At 66.6% G+C, this 20,221-nt stretch carries 24 protein-coding genes; 13 read left to right on the top strand and 11 right to left on the bottom strand.

The features are described from left to right. The first annotated feature begins 54 nt into the window (after positions 1-54). The 8 genes from ACFRFC_RS08995 (at position 55) to ACFRFC_RS08960 (ending at position 5,655) form a co-directional block, all read left to right on the top strand. Positions 55-321 (top strand): hypothetical protein, encoded by a 267-nt coding sequence (locus ACFRFC_RS08995; protein WP_382689769.1) that lies wholly within the window; start codon positions 55-57, stop codon positions 319-321. Beyond that, a complete protein-coding gene (locus ACFRFC_RS08990) occupies positions 302-820 on the top strand; it encodes a DUF6879 family protein (protein ID WP_382689767.1) in 519 nt (172 codons plus the stop codon). The genes ACFRFC_RS08995 and ACFRFC_RS08990 overlap by 20 nt, the downstream gene beginning before the upstream one ends. A 12-nt stretch (positions 821-832) precedes the next feature. Further along, positions 833-1,681: a helix-turn-helix domain-containing protein gene (locus ACFRFC_RS08985; protein WP_382689765.1), complete on the top strand. Its 849-nt coding sequence runs from the start codon at positions 833-835 to the stop codon at positions 1,679-1,681. Between the two features lie 201 nt (positions 1,682-1,882). After that, positions 1,883-2,338, top strand: a complete 456-nt coding sequence (locus ACFRFC_RS08980) for an NUDIX domain-containing protein (protein WP_382689763.1) — start codon at positions 1,883-1,885, stop codon at positions 2,336-2,338. 107 nt (positions 2,339-2,445) lie between these two features. Further along, positions 2,446-3,330: a hypothetical protein gene (locus tag ACFRFC_RS08975; RefSeq protein ID WP_382689761.1), complete on the top strand. Its 885-nt coding sequence runs from the start codon at positions 2,446-2,448 to the stop codon at positions 3,328-3,330. 117 nt (positions 3,331-3,447) lie between these two features. Beyond that, positions 3,448-4,278 (top strand): hypothetical protein, encoded by an 831-nt coding sequence (locus tag ACFRFC_RS08970; RefSeq protein ID WP_382689759.1) that lies wholly within the window; start codon positions 3,448-3,450, stop codon positions 4,276-4,278. Between the two features lie 58 nt (positions 4,279-4,336). Further along, positions 4,337-4,786 carry an RNA polymerase sigma factor gene (locus ACFRFC_RS08965; protein WP_382689757.1) on the top strand — a complete coding sequence of 150 codons (450 nt, stop codon included), beginning with the start codon at positions 4,337-4,339 and terminating at the stop codon, positions 4,784-4,786. Beyond that, complete coding sequence (locus tag ACFRFC_RS08960) at positions 4,717-5,655, top strand: CU044_5270 family protein (RefSeq protein WP_382689755.1); 939 nt, start codon at positions 4,717-4,719, stop codon at positions 5,653-5,655. Before ACFRFC_RS08965 ends, ACFRFC_RS08960 begins: the two co-directional genes overlap by 70 nt. Before the next feature lie 9 nt (positions 5,656-5,664). Here the strand turns inward: ACFRFC_RS08960 and ACFRFC_RS08955 are convergent, their stop codons facing one another. Beyond that, positions 5,665-6,168 carry a hypothetical protein gene (locus tag ACFRFC_RS08955; protein ID WP_382689753.1) on the bottom strand — a complete coding sequence of 168 codons (504 nt, stop codon included), beginning with the start codon at positions 6,166-6,168 and terminating at the stop codon, positions 5,665-5,667. Between the two features lie 97 nt (positions 6,169-6,265). Between ACFRFC_RS08955 and ACFRFC_RS08950 the strand changes: the two genes are divergently transcribed. Beyond that, entirely contained in the window at positions 6,266-6,763 is a 498-nt protein-coding gene (locus ACFRFC_RS08950) for a YbaK/EbsC family protein (RefSeq protein ID WP_382689751.1), read from the top strand. Continuing rightward, complete coding sequence (locus ACFRFC_RS08945) at positions 6,760-7,605, top strand: EamA family transporter (protein ID WP_382689749.1); 846 nt, start codon at positions 6,760-6,762, stop codon at positions 7,603-7,605. Before ACFRFC_RS08950 ends, ACFRFC_RS08945 begins: the two co-directional genes overlap by 4 nt. Before the next feature lie 464 nt (positions 7,606-8,069). On the opposite strand, the gene ACFRFC_RS08940 is transcribed toward ACFRFC_RS08945, so the two are convergent. The 5 genes from ACFRFC_RS08940 to ACFRFC_RS08920 all read right to left on the bottom strand — a co-directional run bounded on the left by ACFRFC_RS08940 (position 8,070) and on the right by ACFRFC_RS08920 (position 12,949). Next, positions 8,070-8,759, bottom strand: coding sequence for a hypothetical protein (locus tag ACFRFC_RS08940; protein ID WP_382689747.1), 690 nt, complete (start codon positions 8,757-8,759; stop codon positions 8,070-8,072). After that, positions 8,756-9,181 (bottom strand): hypothetical protein, encoded by a 426-nt coding sequence (locus ACFRFC_RS08935; protein WP_382689745.1) that lies wholly within the window; start codon positions 9,179-9,181, stop codon positions 8,756-8,758. The genes ACFRFC_RS08940 and ACFRFC_RS08935 overlap by 4 nt, the downstream gene beginning before the upstream one ends. Positions 9,182-9,227: 46 nt before the next feature. Further along, entirely contained in the window at positions 9,228-11,561 is a 2,334-nt protein-coding gene (locus ACFRFC_RS08930) for a glycoside hydrolase domain-containing protein (RefSeq protein WP_382689743.1), read from the bottom strand. A 208-nt stretch (positions 11,562-11,769) separates the two neighbouring features. After that, complete coding sequence (locus ACFRFC_RS08925; RefSeq protein WP_382689741.1) at positions 11,770-12,399, bottom strand: hypothetical protein; 630 nt, start codon at positions 12,397-12,399, stop codon at positions 11,770-11,772. 10 nt (positions 12,400-12,409) lie between these two features. Next, on the bottom strand, positions 12,410-12,949 hold the full coding sequence (locus tag ACFRFC_RS08920; protein WP_382689739.1) for a hypothetical protein: 540 nt from the start codon (positions 12,947-12,949) through the stop codon (positions 12,410-12,412). Between the two features lie 757 nt (positions 12,950-13,706). On the opposite strand from ACFRFC_RS08920, the gene ACFRFC_RS08915 reads away from it, so the two are divergent. Both ACFRFC_RS08915 and ACFRFC_RS08910 read left to right on the top strand, forming a co-directional pair. After that, positions 13,707-14,396 carry an alpha/beta hydrolase gene (locus ACFRFC_RS08915; RefSeq protein WP_382689737.1) on the top strand — a complete coding sequence of 230 codons (690 nt, stop codon included), beginning with the start codon at positions 13,707-13,709 and terminating at the stop codon, positions 14,394-14,396. Between the two features lie 80 nt (positions 14,397-14,476). Continuing rightward, positions 14,477-14,752, top strand: coding sequence for a DUF1876 domain-containing protein (locus tag ACFRFC_RS08910; protein ID WP_382689735.1), 276 nt, complete (start codon positions 14,477-14,479; stop codon positions 14,750-14,752). 15 nt (positions 14,753-14,767) lie between these two features. On the opposite strand, the gene ACFRFC_RS08905 is transcribed toward ACFRFC_RS08910, so the two are convergent. Then, positions 14,768-15,658, bottom strand: a complete 891-nt coding sequence (locus ACFRFC_RS08905) for a LysR family transcriptional regulator (protein WP_382689734.1) — start codon at positions 15,656-15,658, stop codon at positions 14,768-14,770. A 130-nt stretch (positions 15,659-15,788) separates the two neighbouring features. Here ACFRFC_RS08905 and ACFRFC_RS08900 point away from each other — a divergent pair, with 130 nt between their 5' ends. Then, on the top strand, positions 15,789-16,148 hold the full coding sequence (locus ACFRFC_RS08900) for a YybH family protein (RefSeq protein ID WP_382689732.1): 360 nt from the start codon (positions 15,789-15,791) through the stop codon (positions 16,146-16,148). Here the strand turns inward: ACFRFC_RS08900 and ACFRFC_RS08895 are convergent. The 4 genes from ACFRFC_RS08895 to ACFRFC_RS08880 form a co-directional block, all read right to left on the bottom strand. Next, positions 16,145-17,353: a serine hydrolase domain-containing protein gene (locus tag ACFRFC_RS08895; protein WP_382689730.1), complete on the bottom strand. Its 1,209-nt coding sequence runs from the start codon at positions 17,351-17,353 to the stop codon at positions 16,145-16,147. The two genes, ACFRFC_RS08900 and ACFRFC_RS08895, sit on opposite strands and share 4 nt — an antisense overlap. Before the next feature lie 97 nt (positions 17,354-17,450). Continuing rightward, on the bottom strand, positions 17,451-18,209 hold the full coding sequence (locus ACFRFC_RS08890) for an energy-coupling factor ABC transporter ATP-binding protein (RefSeq protein ID WP_382689728.1): 759 nt from the start codon (positions 18,207-18,209) through the stop codon (positions 17,451-17,453). Positions 18,210-18,298: 89 nt separating this feature from the next. After that, complete coding sequence (cbiQ, locus tag ACFRFC_RS08885) at positions 18,299-19,060, bottom strand: cobalt ECF transporter T component CbiQ (RefSeq protein ID WP_382689726.1); 762 nt, start codon at positions 19,058-19,060, stop codon at positions 18,299-18,301. A gap of 7 nt (positions 19,061-19,067) precedes the next feature. Further along, positions 19,068-20,126: an energy-coupling factor ABC transporter permease gene (locus tag ACFRFC_RS08880; protein WP_382689724.1), complete on the bottom strand. Its 1,059-nt coding sequence runs from the start codon at positions 20,124-20,126 to the stop codon at positions 19,068-19,070. Positions 20,127-20,221 lie beyond the last annotated feature (95 nt).

Below are 20,221 nucleotides of genomic sequence, written 5' to 3'. Positions count from 1 at the left end.
CAGGCGTCAGGCTCGTGCACACCCGTGCAACCGCTTCGGCACCTGGAGCGCCCAATGGCCCTGAAATTCCTCGGCATTTGGCCGAACACCCCCGACGACGGCTCGCCCACGATCTGGCTGGACGACACGACCGGCGACCTGATCATTCAGTCATGGACCGCCGACGAGGAGACCGTCCGACAGGCTCGGGAAGTCGGCTCCGTGCCCGGCCACTCGACCGACGTACCAGAACATGAAAGCGTGATCCGCCTCCCCGCCAACATGCTCCAGTTCATCCCCCGCGTGGACAGAGAGGCCAACCGTGGCAACAGCGGTACGTGAAGCACTTGCCAAGGCGCAGCGCTCGGCCCTGCACCTGGAGCTGCGGGACAGCTACATGCGCGACGACCCGGAGTTCATCCGCTGGCAGCAAGGCCACCGGTACGACCCGGCAGACCGCGTGTCGTGGTGGCGCTCGTGGCTGGACGTGGTGGCCGAGACCACCGGCCGGGGCGTGGCGATGCGACGGCTCCGCGTCGTCTCCGAGCCGCTGAGCGATTACGTGCGCTACGAGTACGACGGCACCTTCACGAATGCGGCGGCCGGTGAGAACGTGCGCTGGCTGCCGCGCTCGCAGGCGCGTGGCCTCCTGCTCCCCGTGCTGGACGGCTGGGTGGTGGACGAGGAGACCGTGATCCTCCATCACTTCAGCGGCGAGGGGCAGTGGGTCGGCCCGCGCATGGAGGTGCTCCACGATCCGGCGTTGGCGGCGCAGTACGTGACGGCGTACGAGGCTGCGTGGGCGAGGGCCATTCCCCACTCGGAATACCGGCCAGCCTGACGGTCACGCACCATGGCCATACCCGCATCGTCCAGCGCTCAGCAAGCCCGGCAGGCTCTCGCGGATCGTCTCGCGGAACTCTGCCGGGACGCCGGCCTGTCCGGACTCGACCTGGCCGGGCGATGTGAGTGGAGCCGCTCCAAGTCGTCCCGGATCATGAATGCCCGTACGACCCCGTCGGCCGATGACATTCGGGCTTGGTGTGCAGCGTGTGGGGCTGAAGAACAGACCGAAGACCTGATCGCCATGCTGCGCACGGCCGAGGGCATGTGGGTGGGCTGGCGGCGCATGGAGCGGGCCGGGCTCAAGGCGGCGCAGGAAGCGCGCATGCCGCTGTACCGGCGAACCCGCCGTTTCCGCTCGTACTCCTCCTGGCTCGTGCCCGGCCTGATCCAGACCGAGCCGTACACCACGGCGGTGCTGCGAGCGATCCAGAAGAGGCGCGGCCTGGTGGACGACGTGGCGGGCGCGGTGGCCGCGCGCATGGAACGTCAGCGCGTCCTGCGCGAGGGCGGTCGCCGGTTCGCGTTCCTCGTCGAGGAGTCGGTGCTGCGGGCCGGGATCGGTGGCGCCGAGGTGATGGCTGGACAACTCAGCCACCTGATCGCGGTGTCCACCCTGTCCAACGTCAGCGTGGGAGTCGTTCCCATGTCCCCGGAACGGGAATGCTGGCCTGCCGAGGGGTTCTGGATCTACGACAACGCGCAGGTCAACGTCGAACTCATCTCTGGCTACCTCACGATCACCCAGCCCAGCGAGGTAGCCATGTACGCCGAGGCGTTCGCGGAGCTGGCGGCACTGGCAGTCCATGGCCCACCGGCTCGGGCGCTGATCGCATCGATTGTGGAGTCCCTCGGGTGATCGTCGTGCAACCTTGTGCACATCGCTGGGAGTTGAGCATCAGTACTCCCTAACGTTGGCGTCATCGATTCACGCTCCCGACTCGGAATTCTGGCCGAGGCCGGGATCGTGAAGTCGCAGGCGTGACTCGCACCCCACGCCACAAGTTGAGTCAGAGACCGCAAGCGCGCCTCGCGTGCCTGCCTGATGGAAAGAGTGCGTATGAAGCGAATCGTCGCCCGGGTGTGGAAAATCATTCGCGGCCCGCTGCAATGGCGCATCCTATGGTTCGCGCACGCCAAATTCATGGTCGGCGTGACGGGTGTGGTGCGGAATGAACAAGGGCAGGTCCTCTTGCTCAAGCATCGGATGTGGCCCGCCGACCGGCCATGGGGACTTCCGACCGGATACGCGGTCAAGAGCGAGGAATTTCCGGTAACCGTCGTTCGGGAGGTCCGGGAAGAAACCGGCCTCGAAGTCGTACCCGGGCGGCTGGTTCAGGTGACCAGCGGCTACAAGCTCCGCGTGGAGATCGCGTACGAAGCTCTCCACGTGGGTGGAACCCTCAAGCTCGACGGCTTCGAGATTCTGGAGGCGAAATGGTTCAGCCCGGATGCGCTCCCGGAGGGGATGCAGGATTCTCACATCCAGCTCATCAAGTCGGGCATGCCGACTTAGCGGAACAACTGGCCCCGAACGAGTCCGTGACCGGTGCTCGGGCAAGGGCGGCACTTGCGGCCCTGCGAGCCGACCCGTCGTCGCTCACGGGCAAGCACCCCGCCCACGTGTTCCGGCCGCTCTCGGACCTGCTCAGCGGGTGGGAAGCGAACGGAATCGACACCACGCTCTTCCGCGCCGGTGTCGACATCGCAGGCCATCGGTACGCCGGGTACGGGCTGGCGAGGATGTTGCCGCTTGAGCGGGTACTGGTCGGCTGTGCATCCTCACGTGCCGGGGCCTTCGGCGGTTTCCACCACCCGGACCAGGGATACCGGCACCTTCAAATGGCGGCCGTCATCACCCTGTTCGGGCCCATGGGCCGCCGAATTCCTGAGCCCCCCGCGCCGCTTGTCCTTCTCGACCTGCTGCGCGCGTATGCGCATGACTGCCTTCACTACGGATCGCGTCGGCGGTACGTGGACGTGGCAGGTGTGCCCGTCCGGACTCAGTACGGAATCAACTACCGCCGCACGAACGGACAGCCCTACTCGGCTGCCGACAAGCGAGGAAGCCACCACACCCGGAACATCGGAATCGTCATGGAAGGCGCGTGCGACAAAGAGGCGCGGTTCATCACCTGGCAGGCGGCAGAACACTTCGCATTGACGGAACCTTCAGACGTTCTCGGCGCACTCGCATTCCGGGACGTGACGGGAACGCTGACGGAGGAGGACGCCGGGCGCGTGGTGAACGTACCGCAAGGCGAAGAGCAGACGCGATACGCGGCGGCCCTCCTCGGCTACGAGAAGGGCGTCAACCGTCGGTACACGCACTTCCTTGAGGAATTCGCCCCCGGGGAAGAGCACGAGTGCCACACGCGCCTCCTCGCGGCCATCATCAGCGGGGACGTGACGAGACTGGGGGCGTGGCTGGACGAACGGCACGGCCCCGGAACCTTCACGGGTCTGTTCCGGACGCCGGGGTACTTCGAGCCTTGCCTGACGGCTTGAGGACATCAAACGATGGGCGCAGCACCTCCCCCCGAGGCAGTAGCGGCTCTGGAGCAGAGGTGGGGCCCGGTCACCTGCGAACCGCTCAGTGACCGGCGAGGCTCCCGCGCGTGGAAGGTGAGCGGAGCCCGGGGCATCGCGGTGCTGAAGGCCAACAACCCCGACGCTGCGCTCGGACGCGACAAAGCGGCGGAGCTGGCCCAGGAGGACCGACACCTACTTGCCCTCATCGACGCGGGCGCCCTTGGCCCCGGGTACCGGGTTGACGCCGGAGCGTGGGAGGGCGGCCAGTGGCTGGCGGTCCGCTGGATCGAGGGATCCCCGTTGTGGACCGCCATGGCCGTGGCCCGCGGCCTTGAGGGCGACGGGCCCTCGGTACGGGCGTGGCTCCTTAGCGTCGCCCGCAGCTGGGCTGGGCAGCTCGAACGGCTGCACTCCGTCGGCTGGGCCCACGCCGACGTGCAGCCCACCAACACCCTCGTCACCTCCGGCGGCGGCGCCGCCCTCTTCGACTTCGCCTTGTCGTGCGGGCCCGAGACGGCGGGTCGGCTTCCGTACCGGGGCGCACTGACCCACACCACCGCCCCGGAGATCGCCGACGCCATCCTGACCACGCCCGCCGACACCCACATCCAGGCCCGGCCACCGGCCGACATCTGGGGACTGGGCGCCTCCCTGTTCTGGTGCTGGACCGGACAACGCCCCGTCCCCTACGCCGATGACACCCCGCGAACGGAAAAGCTCCACGCCATCGCCGACGGCAAGCGTCTCCAGTTCGATGACGCCCGGCCGTGGCCCTTCCCCCTCTTCGAGGAGATCATCGCCGCGTGCCTGGCACCGGTCGCCAACGACCGGCCCCGCGGCGCCGAGCTGGTCACCCTCGCGAGTGGAGGGTCTCTTCCGGACACCCAGGTACTTCGCACCCCACTTGACGGCTCGAAACCATGAGCGTCATGGGAATCCACCGGTTCGCCTGTAACGATCGCCCCCGTCGCACCACTTCTCCATGGCAGAGAACACCGGAGAAGACGGAGGTGCGGCGGTGGCCGATGAGGAGAGCCGCTTCACCGCGATGTATGACGACTGCCGGGCGCGGGTCTGGGCCCATGTGGTCAGCCGGGCCGGGCGGCAGGTCGCCGACGAGGTGGTGAGCGAGACCTTCGCCGTTGCCTGGTGGCGCTGGGCCGACGTACCCGACCCGCCGTTGCCCTGGCTGCTCGGGGTCGCCAGGAGCGTGCTGCGCGACACCGTACGGGCCGAGGTCAGACGGGAGTCGTTCGTGGTGGAGGCGCTCGACCACGGGGGCCGCGCCGACTCCGCCACCCGGGCGCGGGAACTCGTTGCCGCCGTACGGCAGGACGGCGGCGTGGCGAGGCCCCGGACGTCGTGGCGGCCGGTGCGGTCACGGTGGGGCTGGACGCCGTACCGGTGGCCGCCGCCGTCGCGGTCACACTGACCCTCGTACAGGGCGGGGGTGGTGGGTCCGGGACGCCGGACGACACCGCCTCGGGGCGGGACTATCTGCTCGCCGCCGCCGAGAAGGTGGAGGCCACGGGTGACTACTGGTACCAGGAAGAGCAGACCGGCACCTTGCACCAGGTCTCCGGGGGCTATGTCGTCGACCGGCGGCAGACCTCGCGGCAGTGGCTCGCCGAGGGCGCGGACCTGCGGTGGTCGCAGAGCATGGACAACGGGACGGGACCCGCCTCCGACGCCGACGAACGGGCCTGGAAGGCCGCCGGTTCCCCCACACAATGGACGCTGCCGGAGGAGGGCGGCGGCGGGGTCGTCCGGCAGGAGAGCGGTGGGGTGGTGCAGCAGGACGCCCCTGGTGGAGGCGTCGACATCATGCCCATCGGCGGGCTGGAGACCGATCAGCTCGACGGGCTGCCGACCGAGCCGGACGCTCTGCGGGAGCGGCTGGCGGAGCTGGCCAGGGCGAAGTTGAACGCCGCCGATGACGATCTGCGCGGGATCGTCGTACGGCAGGCCGTCGAGATCGCCGTCCGCCTGCCCGCCGACGCCGACCTGCGCGCCGCCGTCTACCGGTTGCTGTCGCAGGAGCCGGGCGTACGGGACCTGGGCGTCGTCCAGGACCGGTCGGGGCGCGCGGGGCAGGGCGTGGCCGTGCCCTTCGACGACGGGCATGCCGAACTGCGGCTGGTCCTGGACCCGTCGACCGGCGCCCTCCTCGGCACCCTGACCGCCACCACACGCGCCTTCGACGGCTGGGACAAGGGCGCCGTCACCGCGTACACCACGACCGTGGAACAGAGTTGGACCGATGTCCCGCCGCCGCCCTTCGACGACGACCTGGAGACCTGAACCCCGGCGTCAAGGGAAGTAAAGCGCCGCCTTCTGGAGTACATGACTGGTGAACATGCCGCCCCACACCACCCCGCCCCGGTACATGGTCGTCCGCAGGCCGTCCGGTGTCGCGGTGACCGTGATGGGGCGGCCCACCACCGTCGAGTCCAGGACGCGGGCGTCGCGCGCGGCCCACTGCGCGGCCGTCGGCTGGACATCCGCGCTGATCAGCGCGGGCAGCACCATCGCCGCGTTGCGCGCGCCCGGGATGCCGCCGCGCCGGCTCTTGGCGCCGGTCAGGGCCCAGCCGGTGAACTCGGAGAGCGCGGCCTGGTCCACGCCGGGTACGGCGGCGGCGTACACGAACAACCGCACCGACGTGCCGAACCAGCGCGCCTTGCGGTCCGACCGGCTGCCCACCAGCACCTCATGGCCGTACCAGTGCGTCGAGGAGATCACGCAGCCGTCCGCCTCCAGCCGCTCGCGTAATGCCGCCAAGTAGCGTGCGGCCGGGCTCTGTTGGCTAGTCATGGGGTGATCTTCCAGCACCCGGTGTGCCTGGGGAAGAGCGGGGGCGGATCAGTAACGTGGTCGCCTGTACCGTGCACACGGCGTTAGCGTGCCGCCCATGACCTCTTCCGCCTCCGCCGCCCATCCCCGTTTCGCCGAGGCCCTCGCAGCGCTGGGGCTCGCCGAGCTGAACGGCCGCGTCCGGCGCTTCCCGGACGCCACCCGTACCGCCGCCGAGGCCGCCGACGCGATCGGCTGCGAGCTGAGCCAGATCTGCAAGTCCCTCATCTTCGCGGCGGACGGCGTGCCCGTACTGGTGCTGATGGACGGGGCCTCGCGGGTGGACGTGGAGCGGGTGCGCGACGAACTCGGCGCCGTACGGGTCACACGCGCCAAGGCCGATGTCGTACGGGAGACCACCGGGTACGCCATCGGCGGCGTCCCGCCCTTCGGGCACCGTACGAAGACCCGTGTGCTGGCCGACCGGTCGCTGCTCGCGCACGACGTGGTGTGGGCGGCGGCCGGTGATCCGCACACCGTGTTCCCCATGGAGCCCGGGGAACTCATCGCCCACGCGGGCGCGACCGTCGTGGACGTGCGTGAGCACCACGCGTGACCCCGCTGGTCGCCACCGCCGTCCTCGCGGCGGCGGTCACCCACGCCGGGTGGAACGCCATCGCCCACCGCATCACCGACAAGCTCGTCGGGTTCGCGCTGATATCCGGCGGCGGAGTGCTCATCGGGCTCGTGCTCGTGCCCTTCGCCGCCTTTCCGGCGGCCGGGGCCTGGCCGTACCTCTTCGTCTCCGGCGCCATCCATGTCGGGTACTACGCCCTGCTGATGAGGTCCTTCCGGCTCGGTGACTTCGGCCAGACCTACCCGATCGCCCGGGGCACCGCGCCCCTGCTGGTCACCCTCTTCGCCGCGCTCTTCGCCCACGAGGTGCCCGACGCCTGGGCCGCCGCCGGGATCGCCCTGTCCTGCGCCGGGCTGACCGGGGTCGCGCTGTGGGGGCTGCGCGGACGCCGCCCCAACTGGCCCGCCATCGGGGCCGCGCTGGGCACCGGGCTGACCATCGCCGCGTACACCGTGGTCGACGGGCTCGGGGTGCGCGCCGCCGATGCGCCGCTCGGCTACATCGGCTGGCTGATGGTGATCCAAGGGGGCTTCCTCCCCGCCTACGCGGTCTATCGGTGGCGGGGGGAGACCGTCGCGCGGCTACGTCCCTACGCGGGGCTCGGGCTGCTCGGCGCCGCTATGTCCGTGGCCGCCTACGCCCTGGTGCTGTGGGCCCAGACCCAGGCCGACCTCGCGCCCGTCGCCGCGCTGCGGGAATCCTCGATCATCGTGGGGGCCGCCATCGGGGCCGTGGTGTTCAAGGAGCGGTTCGGGGTGGCCCGGGTGGCGGCGGCGGGGGTGCTGGTGGTGGGGATCGGGTTGATGTTGCGTTCGGGGTGAGTGTGCGTGGCGAACAGGTGGTACCAAGAGGCCTCGCGGGCCGGAGACACGTGCCGTCTGAACTGCTCTCTGGTGAGTGGCGGTGGGGCGTCATGGAGGCGTACACACGCCGTCGTTGGCCCACTATTGGCGCAGGTTTCACACCGCTGATTTCGTTCACTTGTAAGGGAAGCGTTTCATCGACGCCGCTACACGTCTCGATATCGGGCGTACTCTGCGCGACCTTGGGCTGGATTCCTTTTGCCTCCAGGAACGTTCCCGCCCGGGAGTCTCCGTTCCCGAGGTGGCTTCGGCACACGCCAGCGCGCTGGACGGTCTCTGTCCGCGGCGATCAGTACTGCGAGCGGTAGCCAAGCGGGCCCAGAGAGACCACTACTACTCGACCGACGTTTCCAGGCGCGGCTGGGATTCTTGCGAGCAATGCTGTGAGCTTGGCGCGGTCGATGTTAGGCCTGGACGAGGTATCAGGCAGCCTGCCTGCTAGCGAGTTTCTTCGCAGCGGCGATGCGTTCGGGGTCTTCGACGTTCTGAGTCCCGGCTCCCTTGCCGGGAGTGAGTTTCCATTGTTCGAGGGTCTCTGCAACCAATGAAAGCTTCGTCGAACCCGGTGAGACATCGATGAAGAAAGTCGATTCCTTGGCCGATTCCATGTCGCCACCCCACTTCACGACACCCTGAAGCTCAGCGAGGATATCCCGGATCGCCGTGACCTGATAAGGGAAGAGATTACCCTTGACTCCGATCGGATAGCTATCTGGATACAGTGCCAACGCAGTACCCGAAAGATGATTGGATTCGAAGTCTGCCTTTATCTGAAGATCATTGCTGTATCCAATGATCTGTCCACGATTTACTTCAAGCTGGGTGACGTCATAGTGGAAGCGTTGTGCCACATAGGCTAAGACAACCCCCACTTCTCCTTCTCGCAGGATTACCTCAAGATTCGTTCCCGGGATATCGTAGGTAGCAGTGCCTGATGAGCGCTCAGTGAGAGAATCCCAGCCGTTTGCCGAGGTAGGATCGTTCCACGAGGCGTCAGCAGCTTGGGCAGCGGCAGGATTGAGAAGATTTTCCCCGGCGGCAAGCAATGCTGTTCCGAGGGTGACAGCAGTAAATCCCTTGAGTAGTGTGCGGCGCGAGAAATCAGTGTTCACGAGATCACTCCAGTGGGCCGTCTGAGTCGCATGCGCAGATATATAGAGGTGCCGGTTGAGACGAGGGCGGAAATCGCCATCAGGGACACGAATACGTTGATTGACATCGAGACGTACTCCACGGTTGATCCGTCGGAGTACACACAGGCACTTCGAAGGGGCCAGTATTGTTGCTTGATGGCTGCCAACTTGGAACCGACGACGTTCTCGCTCGTACACAGTTCAGGAAAAGGCCCCCCCATAGTGATGGAGAACCAGCCGTAGCAGTACACCGCCACTGCCAAAGAAGCCAGGATCAGGGCGATAAGCGCGTAGAGTCTGGACTGAGGGAGAGGCGGGTGGCTCAGCAGTATGAGGACTACTATGATGCTCACTGCTGCGGTGAACACACTCACAATTAGCAGCGCGCTCATCAAGAGCATGTGAAACCTACCTTTTCCGCCTTCTGGCGTGGCAAGGAAACTCTGCTCAGCCCACCTGTTGATCGACGAGATTTTGTAGTGTCTCAGCGAAACCTGCGTAGAACTCACTCATCACAGAGTCGGACTCGTTCCATGGTTCCTTGCCCACTGGGCAGTTCCTCTGGGGGAGAAGTGAACGGGTGGCAGACAGCAGGGTGTCATCCAACTGGTCCTCGAGAAACGCCTTCGCCGTCTCCTCAACCTTGCTTGATGTGCCGCCGAACTTGTAGAGCTTGAAGTCGCTGAAACGCGTCAGGTGACCTGCTCCGAGTAAGATTTCATTCAGTTCCTCGACGATATTCGTATTGCCGCTTTTCAGGCGCTCGGCGACCAGGAATCCATCAATATCCTCGATGAGGTCGCTCAGCGCGAAAGTTGATGCAACATCGGGCCTGCACAGTGTTTTGCGGCAGAAGTCCAGCGGCGACGCGTTGTCCGAGCGACTCCATTCGCCGTAAAATGTGAGCAAATCTCCGCCCCAGCTCGCCAATTCGGCGCGATTTGCCTTTCCAACTTCAGTGTTACCCTTGAGGAAATAGCCACTGGCGCTTGCAGCAAGGTGGTCGGGATTGATGATGACACCCATCGACGGGTCGGTATACGCGTGATCCCTCGACCGGCTGATCCCCCGGCCAGAGGCGTAGCTGATGAATGCGTCGTCGACTTCACCATACAGTGCCCTCCACCGGGCATCGGTGTATTTATCCCAGCGCATGAACTGCAACGAGAGCTCGTTCGGATCGCCCGTTCCGTAGGAGACCGCGGCGTCATATACCATTTGAACGTAGGCCATGAACTCTTCAACTGGTGAACTACTTGAGTCATTGACCGACGTCTGCCCGAAGTCGGAGCCTGGGCGGTGCGCCACCCGGTCCAAACCAAAGGTATCGGAACCGTTGACAAAGTCGAACTCTTTGATTTGGTTGAACGTCCAATTCTGGGGCAACGGGAATCCGAGGTTGCCAGAGAAGGCGTAGGACATGCCGGAGACATACGCGTAGGGAACGTAGGTACCTCCGGAAACGCTGGCGCACACATTTCGCGACCCATAAACGCCGGCCAGATACTTGCTGCCATTGCTCTTGAGTGCGTCATTCACCCCGGAGAAGTAGTCGATGATGTGGTCCATATCCGCTGAGGTGGCGTCATAGTCGACCGCGAAGTAAATGACCGTACTTCTATTAAATCCGTATCCCTCGGCTCGGCCGTGTGCCAGGCTGCCATGAAGGTAGCCATTGCTGTATTTGAAGTCTGCGAGAGCAGTAGCGTCGTACTGCCAGATAGGTATGACGCTCAGCCCAGCGGAGAAAATGGCATCCAGTTCACCCGGCTGTATTTCCTTGTTTAGATTGCCTCCAGCTGGTTCATCTAGGTAACGGCCCACGGCGCAATATCCTTCATCGCGAAGGGCTGCTGCCCGCGAGGCGGTGATGGTGTAGCGAGTGTCACAGGCATTGACATCTCGATCAGGATTTCCGTAGGAAACGAGCAACTGTGCCCAGGTGTCGAAGTCGGCCTTGCCAGTCTGGCTGATCGCAGAGAAGCTCTGGAACTTCTCGACCCAGTCCGTGAGGTCTGCGTCGAATATATTGCTGAAGGTGGCAATGTCACCACTTGTATTGGAGGGTCCATTCGCGACGCACGCACCTGTGAAGAGCTGTACCCAAGTGCCACTGTCGCCTTCTGAAAGTGTGTGGGCTTTCAGGCCGGCTATGGTGCCAGGGCCGAAGACGCCATTAGCCTGGTCCTCAGGGATGCCTGATTCATACTGGATAGCCTTCATCAGTGACTGTTGGACGTCCCGGGAGAAAAATCCATCACAGGGACCGATATAGTATGTTGACTTATCAAAATAGCGGCCGTTGAGCCATTGTTGCATGAAACGGATTTGTTCCAATCCGCCAGATAGGAATATATAGGCGTCCATGGTGAGTAGGGCCTTGAATATTTTTGGGCGTACAGTACCGTCGAGATAGGTTGAGGCAAGTCCGATGTGTTGCATCATTGTGTTGATGCCAGTCTGAGTCGCCTGGGACATCTGCCCATCGATAGCGCCCGCGCTATAGCCCTTGCAGTACATTCCACTCTGGATAATTTTAACGATATTTTCGTTGGATTCGCCGACCTTGATAGCACCCTTGGCCTGCAGCATCGAAAGTGTCGTTGGGCCGAATGCATTGGATAGTGCCACAATGCCGAGTTCGTGTTGTAGTGCGCGGGTGAGGGAGTACATGGTATTCCAGCCAGTCTTGCCATCTTCCGCGACAAGGTTGTAGCCGGAAACGTTCCTGTAAGTGGCGTTGACCCACTTCTGGGCCTGGAGTACCAATTCGTCAGCCATTACGGCGTCAACCCTTCGGTTTTGAGATTCTGATTGGTTCTTCCTAACGAGGGCCCAAAGAAGGCCAGATGTTCATATCTTGCGCATCGACCCGTTAGTCAGGAATTCTCCGCCGCAGTGGGCAAGCGTGTTGACTGATCGTGACCCAATCGGCCGAACGCGCATGCAGGCAGAAAGCGTTGGAAGTGGACGCTGTTCAGGCCGAGAATCATTCGGTGCCGTTCGGTTGCTTGTCAATCTTCACGATGGTGATATCCGGCTCGGCAGGAACAGGCTTTCCGGGGTCGGCGGCGGTGAGTTCGGTGGGCCAGGTTGCATTGGGGGTGAGGCCGGCACCCTTGATCTCAATACTTAGGGTGACGTCGAATCCGCCGGGGCCGGTAACGTTCAGCAGGACATCGTAGAAGGACGTTTCCGTTCCTTGATTTCGGATTGCGACTGGAACGATCAGCCCTAGGTCCGTGGCAGTGGGGAGATAAACAGTCACATCGCCCTTCGCGATGAAAGGGTCCTGGAATTCTTTGTCGTCTGGATCGTACGGCTGGGGCGCGACAGGGTCTCCGACCGGGGCTTCCGCCGCCCGCTCACGGAGCGCCTCCTCCTGAGCGGTTTCGTCCTCGCCGCCCGAACCGACGGACGCCACGAGTTCGGACGGCGATGGCTCGGGCGGTGTCCGCTCTGCCGTCGCCGACACCGGATTTGGTCCCATGTCGGTACCTCCGGTGTCACCACCGCAGGACGTGATAAGGGTGCACAGTAAGGCAGCACCGAGTACGGACGTCAGCCGGGCGCTGTGCGCCGTCGAGTGGCGGCGCACAGCTTTGGCTCCAAAACTCACGGATTCTTCCTCAGTCGCAACTGGTCACGTTGCTGATCACACGGTTGATGAGATAGGTGCTGGCAGTGGAGGAGGTTTTCATGAGTGCGGTCACTTTGCCGCAGCCGCCAGGTTCCTGCCAAACTGGGCCAGCGTACTGACTGTACGTGCCCTCGTCGACGGCGCAGGGCGTGGTAGTGAAGTTGTCACAGAGTTCAAGCTTCATCCATTTGGCGCCGACAGTGTTGTTGTCAAAAAGTGAGCAGGTGTTTTGCTCATTGTTTGGCGCGGACGAGTCTGAATAGACCCAGAGTGTACCCAGACGCGTCTCATCTGTCGGTAGGCGCTCGCCGCGGATGATGACATCGTAGGAGGCGCCGCACAATGTGGCCATTGCCTGCATCTCGTCGGGGTGCGCTGCCGCGTATGCCCGGCCCTCGACATCCACAGTGCTGGCGATTTGGATAGCGGGTGTCGAGTCTGCGCTGGCCGAGTATGGACTCGTAGCCAGAACGGCTGCGGCAAACAATGCTCCGGCGGCAACTCTGCGTATCGCGACAGTGCGACGCATGATTCTCCCTTTGAAGTCAGGTTGTTCCGAACCTGAAAGGGCAACCCGGTCGTCTTTTGATGGTCATATCGGGAAGCCCTTTCTTTGTGGACTTGCCTTTGGAGGAAACCTCAGACGGGTTGTGCTGCTGGTGCCGGTTCCTTTTCGGTATGGCTTCGCGTATCTGGTGCGCAAAGTGCCAGATTTTGGTGCATTGGGTGTCCTCGTGTTGTGACCACTGCTTGAGGCGCAGTGCATCTCAACTCCTACTGCCTTGCGACCCCTAATTTCAATAGGCTTGCGCTGGATCGATCAAGGGTTCGCCTGTGGATATTGATTGGGTCGGTGTGAATCGGCCAGCATGCGGCGTGCCAATTTTTCGTAGGAGCACGGGATTCAAGGTGCATCCGGCTATTTCTGTGATTTCGCTGTGTTTGGAATATGGCTGAGATCACTTCCTTTCTGGATTCGTCCTTCTCTTGGTCGGTGGCTCTTGGCTGAGCCTTTCGCGCCGACTGTGGCTGAGAACCGATCGGCTGTCGGGCTGCGGGTGTGACGAACCGCCCCGTGGCGGGCCCATGGGGCGATGGGCAGGAGGCAGAGCACTGGTTCGACGGAGAGCCTGAGCGCGCACTACCGGTGTCGGCCTCCAGTTGCGCGGAGGTGTCGCGCGCGGTCTGCTGAAAGCTGCCTGTATCGGCTGGGGGGGCCAATCAGATGTGCCGGCCGAGCCGTCCGCCGCGTCGACCGGCATCCGGACTCCGGAAGGACATCCCCCATGGCTGACAAGCCCGCAATCGTCCTCGTGCACGGATTCTGGGGCGGTGCCGCCCACTGGTCCAAGGTCATCACCGAGCTGCACCGGCGTCGCTTCACCTCGCTGCACGCCGTCGAGGTCCCGCTGACCTCGCTCGCCGAGGACGCCGAACGTACCCGCAAGATGGTCCGGCAGATCGACGGGCCTGTGGTGCTGGTCGGGCACTCCTACGGTGGGGCGGTCATCACCGAGGCCGGTGACCTGCCCAATGTCACCGGGCTCGTCTACATCGCCGCGTTCGCCCCGGACGCCGGGGAGAGTCCCGGCGGCATCAGCCAGGAGAAACCCCCGGCCGCCTTCGACAACCTCGCCCCGGACTCGGACGGCTACCTGTGGGTCAAGCAGGACAAGTTCCACGAGAGCTTCTGTCAGGACCTGACAGCCGAGGAAGGGCTGGTCATGGGCGTGACCCAGAAGGCGCCCCTCGCCTCCACCTTCGGTGACACCATCTCCCACCCGGCCTGGCGCACCAAGCCCACCTGGTACCAGATCTCCACCAGCGACCGCATGATCCACCCGGACAACGAGCGCCGCATGGCCGAGCGGATGAAGCCCCACAAGACCATCGAGCTGGACGCCAGCCACGCTTCACTGGCCTCGCAGCCGGGGCCGGTGACCGATCTGATCGAGGAGGCCGCGAACGCCGTCTGACCGGGGCCGCCGTTCCCGGGCGCGTGCGGGCCCGGCCTGCGAGGAGCACCCTGGAAGCAGGTCTTCCGGAGGTGACCGTCATGATGCACACCACTGTGGGATGGCATGTCGAGCTGGAGTTCATGGAGGACGACCAGCACACCAGGGCGGCGGCGCTGGTCCGCCTGCCGGACGGCACCGAGCTACGTGCCCACGGCCGGGCCAGCCGCCACCAGGTCGACTCCAATCAGCCACGCGTCGGCGAGGAGATCGCGGGCGCCCGCGCCCTCAACGAACTCGCCATGCGACTGCTCACCAAGGCGCACGGCGAGATCGACGCCGACTCGGGGCGGACGTCCGGGCCCATCCACGCGTGAGGTCCGTTCACCGGGTCAAGTCCGAGGCGGGCCGAACGCCTTCCGGCTGTGGACCAGTAGCTGCCGCAGCGGTGGGTTGTTCGTGCCGCCCCGCCACACCAGTGCCAGCAGCGCCGGTGTCTCCACGTCCTCGATCGTGCGTACGGTGAGCCGGTCGCCGTACGTCGTCGCCATCGACTCGCTGAGCACCGCCACGCCCAGTCCGCGCACCGCGAGCCCGGCGATGGCGTCCGCCGCGCTGGCCTGGAGGGCGAGAGTGGGGCGCAGGCCCTGTGCCGTGCAGGCGTCGTCGAAGAGCGTGCGCAGGCCGGTGCCGGGCGGCATGCAGACGATCGGGTGGGCGGTGACCTCGGCGAGGGTGATCCGTGGCCGGCCGGTCAGGGGGTGATCGGCGGGAGCCGCCACCACCAGGCGTTCCCGGATGATCGTCAGCGCCTCCAGGCCCTCGGGCGTGGCCCTCGCCGTTCCGATCAGCGCGAGGTCCAGCGTGCCCGCGCGGACCTGCTCGGCCAGCCGGTCCGAGTTGTCCTCCAGCAGGGAGATCTCCACCCCGGGGTGCGCCCGGTGGAACGCGGCGAGGGCGTCGAACAGCGGGGTGATCGTGCAGCCGATGACCATCCCGACCGTCACCCGGCCCCGGATCAGGCCGGTCACCTCCCCCACGGCCTCCCCGACCGCCCCGCACGCGGCGAGCGCGGCCCGCGCGTGCTCCAGGGCCGCCTTTCCGGCGACCGTGAGCGTGGCGGTGCGGGCCGACCGGTCGAACAGCTCGGCGCCGAGTTCCCGCTCCAACTGGCGGATCTGGGCGCTGACCCCGGACTGGCTGATGTGCACCCGCTCGGCGGCCCGCGTGAAGTTCCGCTCCTCGGCGACCGCCACGAAGTACTCCAGCTGTCTCAGTTCCATGACTGTGGATTCTAGTTCTGAGAAGGGCTAGCTGTTGGACTTCTGGTGTGGGTCCGGCCAGGCTGGGACGTATCGCCCCATCAGGAGCCGAGACATATCGCCGTATCTCGCCGTTTCAGGAGGAGACATCGTGGCCGAGTACGAGAAAGCCATGCGCCCCGAGGACATCACCCGTCTGTTCGTCGAGCGTTCCAACGCCGGGGACGCCGCCGGGGTCGCCGCGCTCTACGAGGAGGACGCGGTGCTGGCGTACCCGCCCGGGGAGACGACCGTCGGACGGGACGCCATCCGTGAGCTGTGGGCGAAGGTGCTCGCGGGCAACCCCCGCTTCGAGCCGGAACCCCCGCTGCCGACTCTGATCAGCGGCGACCTCGCGCTCACCGCGACCCCGCCGAGGGACGGGGCGGGGGCCAGGGCGCAGGTGGTCCGGCGGCAGGCGGACGGGAGCTGGCTGCGGGTGCTGGACCAGCCGGAGTTCGTCACGCCCTAGCGGCTGCCTCGGGGACCCTGGGACCCCAGCGACGCCCGCACCGCCCGTACCAGCGCCTGCGCCCGTGGATCCGCCGTCACGCTCTTGCGGAACCCGTTGGTCACATAGCCGAACGCGATCCCCGACTCCGGGTCGGCGAAGCCCAGCGCGCCGCCCCGGCCGGGGTGCCCGAAGGAACCCGGGGACAGCAGCGGGGACGCGCTGCCGTGCAGCATGTAACCGAGCCCGAAACGCGTGCCCACCACCAGCACCCGGTCCGGCCCCGCCGACCGCTCACCCCGCGCCAGCGCCACCGTCTCCGGCGTGAACAGCCGTACCCCGCCTGCCCTGCCCTCCACTTCGCCGATCAGCGAGGCGTAGATCCGTGCCAGACCGTCCGCCGTCGCGATCCCGTTGGACGCGGGCAGCGCGGCGGCGCGGTAGCCGGGGTCGTTCTCGTCGGGCAGGGGCGTGATCGCGGCGAAGGCGCGGCGGGTGAGGGAGGCGGGGTCGGCGTAGGCGTCGGAGACGGCCTTCTTGGGGCGGGTGCGCAGCCCGCCGGGGCCCGCGTCGGGGGTCTCATCCCGGCCCACCCGGCCCACCCGCGCCGCCTCCGCGTCCGGCAGCCCCAGCCAGAAGTCCGCGCCGACCGGCCCGGCGATCTCCCGCGCGATCCACTCCCCGACACTCCGCCCGGTCACCCGGCGCACCAGCTCCGCCGTGAGCCAGCTGTAGGTGTGCGCGTGATACCCGTGGTCGGTGCCCGGCTCCCACTCCGGTGCCTGCGCCGCCACCGCCCGCGCCCCCAGCGCCGGATCAGCCGCCTGCGCGGGGGTCAGCGGCCGGTCGAGCGCCGGTACCCCGGCCCGGTGGGCCAGCACATGCCACACCGCCGTGCGCTCCTTGCCCCGCGCCTTGTACTCCGGCCACCACTGCCCGACCGGCGCCTCCAGGTCCAGCTCACCGCGCTGATGCAGCAGGAGCAGTACGGCGGCGGCCACTCCCTTCGTCGCCGAGCGCACGATCTGGGCCGTGCCGCGCTCCCAGGGCGCCGTACCGTCGATGTCCTTGGTGCCGCCCCACAGCTCGACGACCCGGCGCCCGTCGCGGTAGACGGTGACGGCCGCGCCCCGGTCGCCGAGCACCTCGAAGTTCCTCACGAACGCGTCCCGGACCGGCTCGAACCCCTCGGCGACCGTGCCCTGTATTCCCACGTCCGTACTCACGATCTACCCCATTCCGAGCCCACGCCCATGACAATGGATGCAACACGCATCCACCACCTGTGATTCCTCTGCGCCATCACATGTGGACGTGGGCCTTTCAGCCCCGCCTCGCCGCCGGTACCGACCGTGGGTCGAAGCCGTACGGCAACTCCAGCCGATGCGCCCGCATCAGCTCCTCGTCCGACAGCAGCTCGCGCGTGCCGCCGTCCGCCGCGATCACGCCCTCGCCGAGGATGAGCGAGCGGGGGCACAGCTCCAGGGCGTAGGGCAGATCGTGGGTCACCATCAGGACCGTCACGTCCAGCGAGCGCAGGATGTCGGCCAGTTCACGGCGGGAGGCCGGGTCGAGGTTGGAGGACGGCTCGTCCAGGACCAGGATCTCCGGCTCCATCGCCAGCACGGTCGCCACGGCCACCCGGCGCCGCTGGCCGAAGGAGAGGTGGTGCGGCGGACGGTCCTTGAACTCCGCCATGCCGACCTGGGTGAGCGCCCGCTCCACCCGCGCCTCCAGCTCCGCGCCCTTGAGTCCGGCCGCCGCCGGTCCGAAGGCCACGTCCTCGCGCACACTCGGCATGAAGAGCTGGTCGTCCGGATCCTGGAAGACGATCCCTACCCGGCGCCGGATCTCCGCCATGTGCGCCCGCCCGACGGACAGCCCGGCGACCTTCACCGTGCCCGTGCCGCCGGTCAGAATGCCGTTGAGGTGCAGGACGAGGGTCGTCTTGCCGGCGCCGTTCGGGCCGAGCAGCGCCACCCGCTCGCCGCGCCCGATCCGGAAGTCCACGCCGAACAGCGCCTGATGCCCGTCGGGATAGGCGAAGGCGAGACCGGAAACCTCCAGCGAGGCCGCCGCCATAGGGTTCACCGGGGCTGTCACCGGGACCGGTACGGGGGCTGGTACGGGCGCTGTCACGGGGTCCATCGCAGGATCGCTCACAGGGTCGCTCACAGGGTCCATCCCAGCAGACACACGACGAGCGCGGCGACGGGCAGGGCCAGCGCGTACGACCACTGCGCCCGGTCCGCGCTCACCTCGTCGATCACCGGCATGCTTCCCGCGTACCCCCGGCTGATCATGGCCAGATGGACGCGCTCGCCGCGTTCGTAGGAGCGGATGAACAGCGCGCCCGCCGACTTCGCGAGCACACCCCAGTGGCGTACGCCGCGTGCCTCGAAACCGCGTGACTCGCGGGCGATCCGCATGCGCCGCATCTCGTCGGTGATGACATCGCCGTACCGGATCATGAAGGACGCGATCTGGACGAGAAGGGGCGGGAGTTTCAGGCGCTGGAGGCCCAGCAGGAGGGCGCGCAGTTCGGTGGTGGAGGCCAGCAGGACGGACGCGGCGACGCCGAGGGTGCCCTTGGCGAGCACGTTCCAGGCGCCCCACAGGCCGTTCACGCTCAGCGACATGCCCAGCACCTCCGTCCGCTCGCCCTGCGCCACGAACGGCAGCAGCACGGCGAACGCCACGAACGGCACCTCGATCAGCAGCCGTTTGAGCAGGTATCCCGCCGGTACGCGCGCGAGGGCGGCGACGACCGCCAGCAGCACCGCGTACAGCCCGAACGCCCACATCGCCGCGCGCGGGGTGGACACCACGACCACCACGAACGCGAACACGGCGGCGATCTTGGTGTGCGGGGGCAGCCGGTGCACGGGCGAGTGCCCGTGCCGGTAGAGCCTGTGCGCGTGCCCGGCGCCCATGGCGTCGTCAGGCGCTCTCGGCGCGGGCGGCCGACGGCGCGGAGTCGTCCGTACGGCGTCGGCGCACCGCCCAGAAGATCGCGCTGCCCGCGACGACCGTCGCGCCGACGCCGATCACGCCCGCGAGCCCGCCGGACAGCCGGGCGTTGTCGATGTTCTGGATGCCGTAGTCGGCGAGCGGTGAATCGGCGTTGGCGTGCTCCTCGGCGGAGTCGGCGAACCCCTTGTCCTCGGCGACCCGCTCCAGCCCGTCCGGGTTGGCCGACGCGTAGAAGCTGACGAATCCGGCCAGGACCACGGAGGTGACCAGACCCCCGATCCACAGCGACCGGCGCGAGGCGCGCGGCGCGGCGGCGGGTACGGGTTCGGCGGCGGGCACGTCGACCAGTTCCCCGCCGACCCGCAGTTTCAGCGGGCGGCGCAGATCCCGGGCGCCGTAGACCAGATCCGGCCGTACGGCGATGACGGCGCCGACCGTCAGCGCGGTGATCACCGCCTCGCCGATGCCGATCAGGACATGCACCCCGCCCATGGCCGCCGTGACCGTGCCCAGCGGGACGTCCGTGGTCCCGCCGATCGCGAAGAACCCGACGAACGCCAGCGCCGCCGCCGGGACCGACACCAGCGCGGACACGAAGGACGCGGCGGTCACGCTGGAGGGCCGCCGGGGCAGCACCTTGACCAGGGCGCGGAAGACGACGTACGCGACCACGACGCCCACGATCGACATGTCCACGATGTTCACGCCGAGCGCGGTCAGCCCGCCGTCCGCGAACAGCACGCCCTGCATCAGCAGTACGACGGAGATACAGAGCATGCCGGTATAGGGCCCGACCAGGATCGCGGCCAGCGCCCCGCCCAGCAGATGCCCGCTGGTCCCGGCCGCGACCGGGAAGTTCAGCATCTGCACGGCGAAGATGAACGCCGCGACGAGTCCCGCCAGGGGCGCGGTCCGCTCGTCCAACTCGCGGCGCGCGCCGCGCAGGCTCACCGCGACGGCGCCCGCCGCGACGACGCCCGCCACCGCGGAGGTGGGGGCGTTGATGAATCCGTCAGGTACATGCACAGCACGATGATGTGACTTGATGCGAACCCTGTGCAAGAGCGGATGGGTGTCGGGAACGTCTCGTGTGCGTATACGGAGATCGGCGATTAAGGGGG

This window comes from Streptomyces sp. NPDC056734 (assembly GCF_042790455.1).
Taxonomy (GTDB): Bacteria; Actinomycetota; Actinomycetes; order Streptomycetales; family Streptomycetaceae; genus Streptomyces.
This window is presented reverse-complemented; position numbering and strand designations above follow the sequence as displayed.

What these genes read in the sequence shown, in the direction of transcription:
- ACFRFC_RS08995 (WP_382689769.1), top strand. Translation starts at nt 55, where the DNA reads ATGGCCCTGAAATTCCTCGGCATTTGGCCGAACACCCCCGACGACGGC.
- ACFRFC_RS08985 (WP_382689765.1), top strand. Translation starts at nt 833, where the DNA reads ATGGCCATACCCGCATCGTCCAGCGCTCAGCAAGCCCGGCAGGCTCTC.
- ACFRFC_RS08980 (WP_382689763.1), top strand. Translation starts at nt 1,883, where the DNA reads ATGAAGCGAATCGTCGCCCGGGTGTGGAAAATCATTCGCGGCCCGCTG.
- ACFRFC_RS08965 (WP_382689757.1), top strand. Translation starts at nt 4,337, where the DNA reads ATGGCAGAGAACACCGGAGAAGACGGAGGTGCGGCGGTGGCCGATGAG.
- ACFRFC_RS08955 (WP_382689753.1), bottom strand. Translation starts at nt 6,168, where the DNA reads ATGACTAGCCAACAGAGCCCGGCCGCACGCTACTTGGCGGCATTACGC.
- ACFRFC_RS08950 (WP_382689751.1), top strand. Translation starts at nt 6,266, where the DNA reads ATGACCTCTTCCGCCTCCGCCGCCCATCCCCGTTTCGCCGAGGCCCTC.
- ACFRFC_RS08935 (WP_382689745.1), bottom strand. Translation starts at nt 9,181, where the DNA reads ATGCTCTTGATGAGCGCGCTGCTAATTGTGAGTGTGTTCACCGCAGCA.
- ACFRFC_RS08930 (WP_382689743.1), bottom strand. Translation starts at nt 11,561, where the DNA reads ATGGCTGACGAATTGGTACTCCAGGCCCAGAAGTGGGTCAACGCCACT.
- ACFRFC_RS08920 (WP_382689739.1), bottom strand. Translation starts at nt 12,949, where the DNA reads ATGCGTCGCACTGTCGCGATACGCAGAGTTGCCGCCGGAGCATTGTTT.
- ACFRFC_RS08915 (WP_382689737.1), top strand. Translation starts at nt 13,707, where the DNA reads ATGGCTGACAAGCCCGCAATCGTCCTCGTGCACGGATTCTGGGGCGGT.
- ACFRFC_RS08910 (WP_382689735.1), top strand. Translation starts at nt 14,477, where the DNA reads ATGATGCACACCACTGTGGGATGGCATGTCGAGCTGGAGTTCATGGAG.
- ACFRFC_RS08905 (WP_382689734.1), bottom strand. Translation starts at nt 15,658, where the DNA reads ATGGAACTGAGACAGCTGGAGTACTTCGTGGCGGTCGCCGAGGAGCGG.
- ACFRFC_RS08890 (WP_382689728.1), bottom strand. Translation starts at nt 18,209, where the DNA reads ATGGCGGCGGCCTCGCTGGAGGTTTCCGGTCTCGCCTTCGCCTATCCC.
- cbiQ (WP_382689726.1), bottom strand. Translation starts at nt 19,060, where the DNA reads ATGGGCGCCGGGCACGCGCACAGGCTCTACCGGCACGGGCACTCGCCC.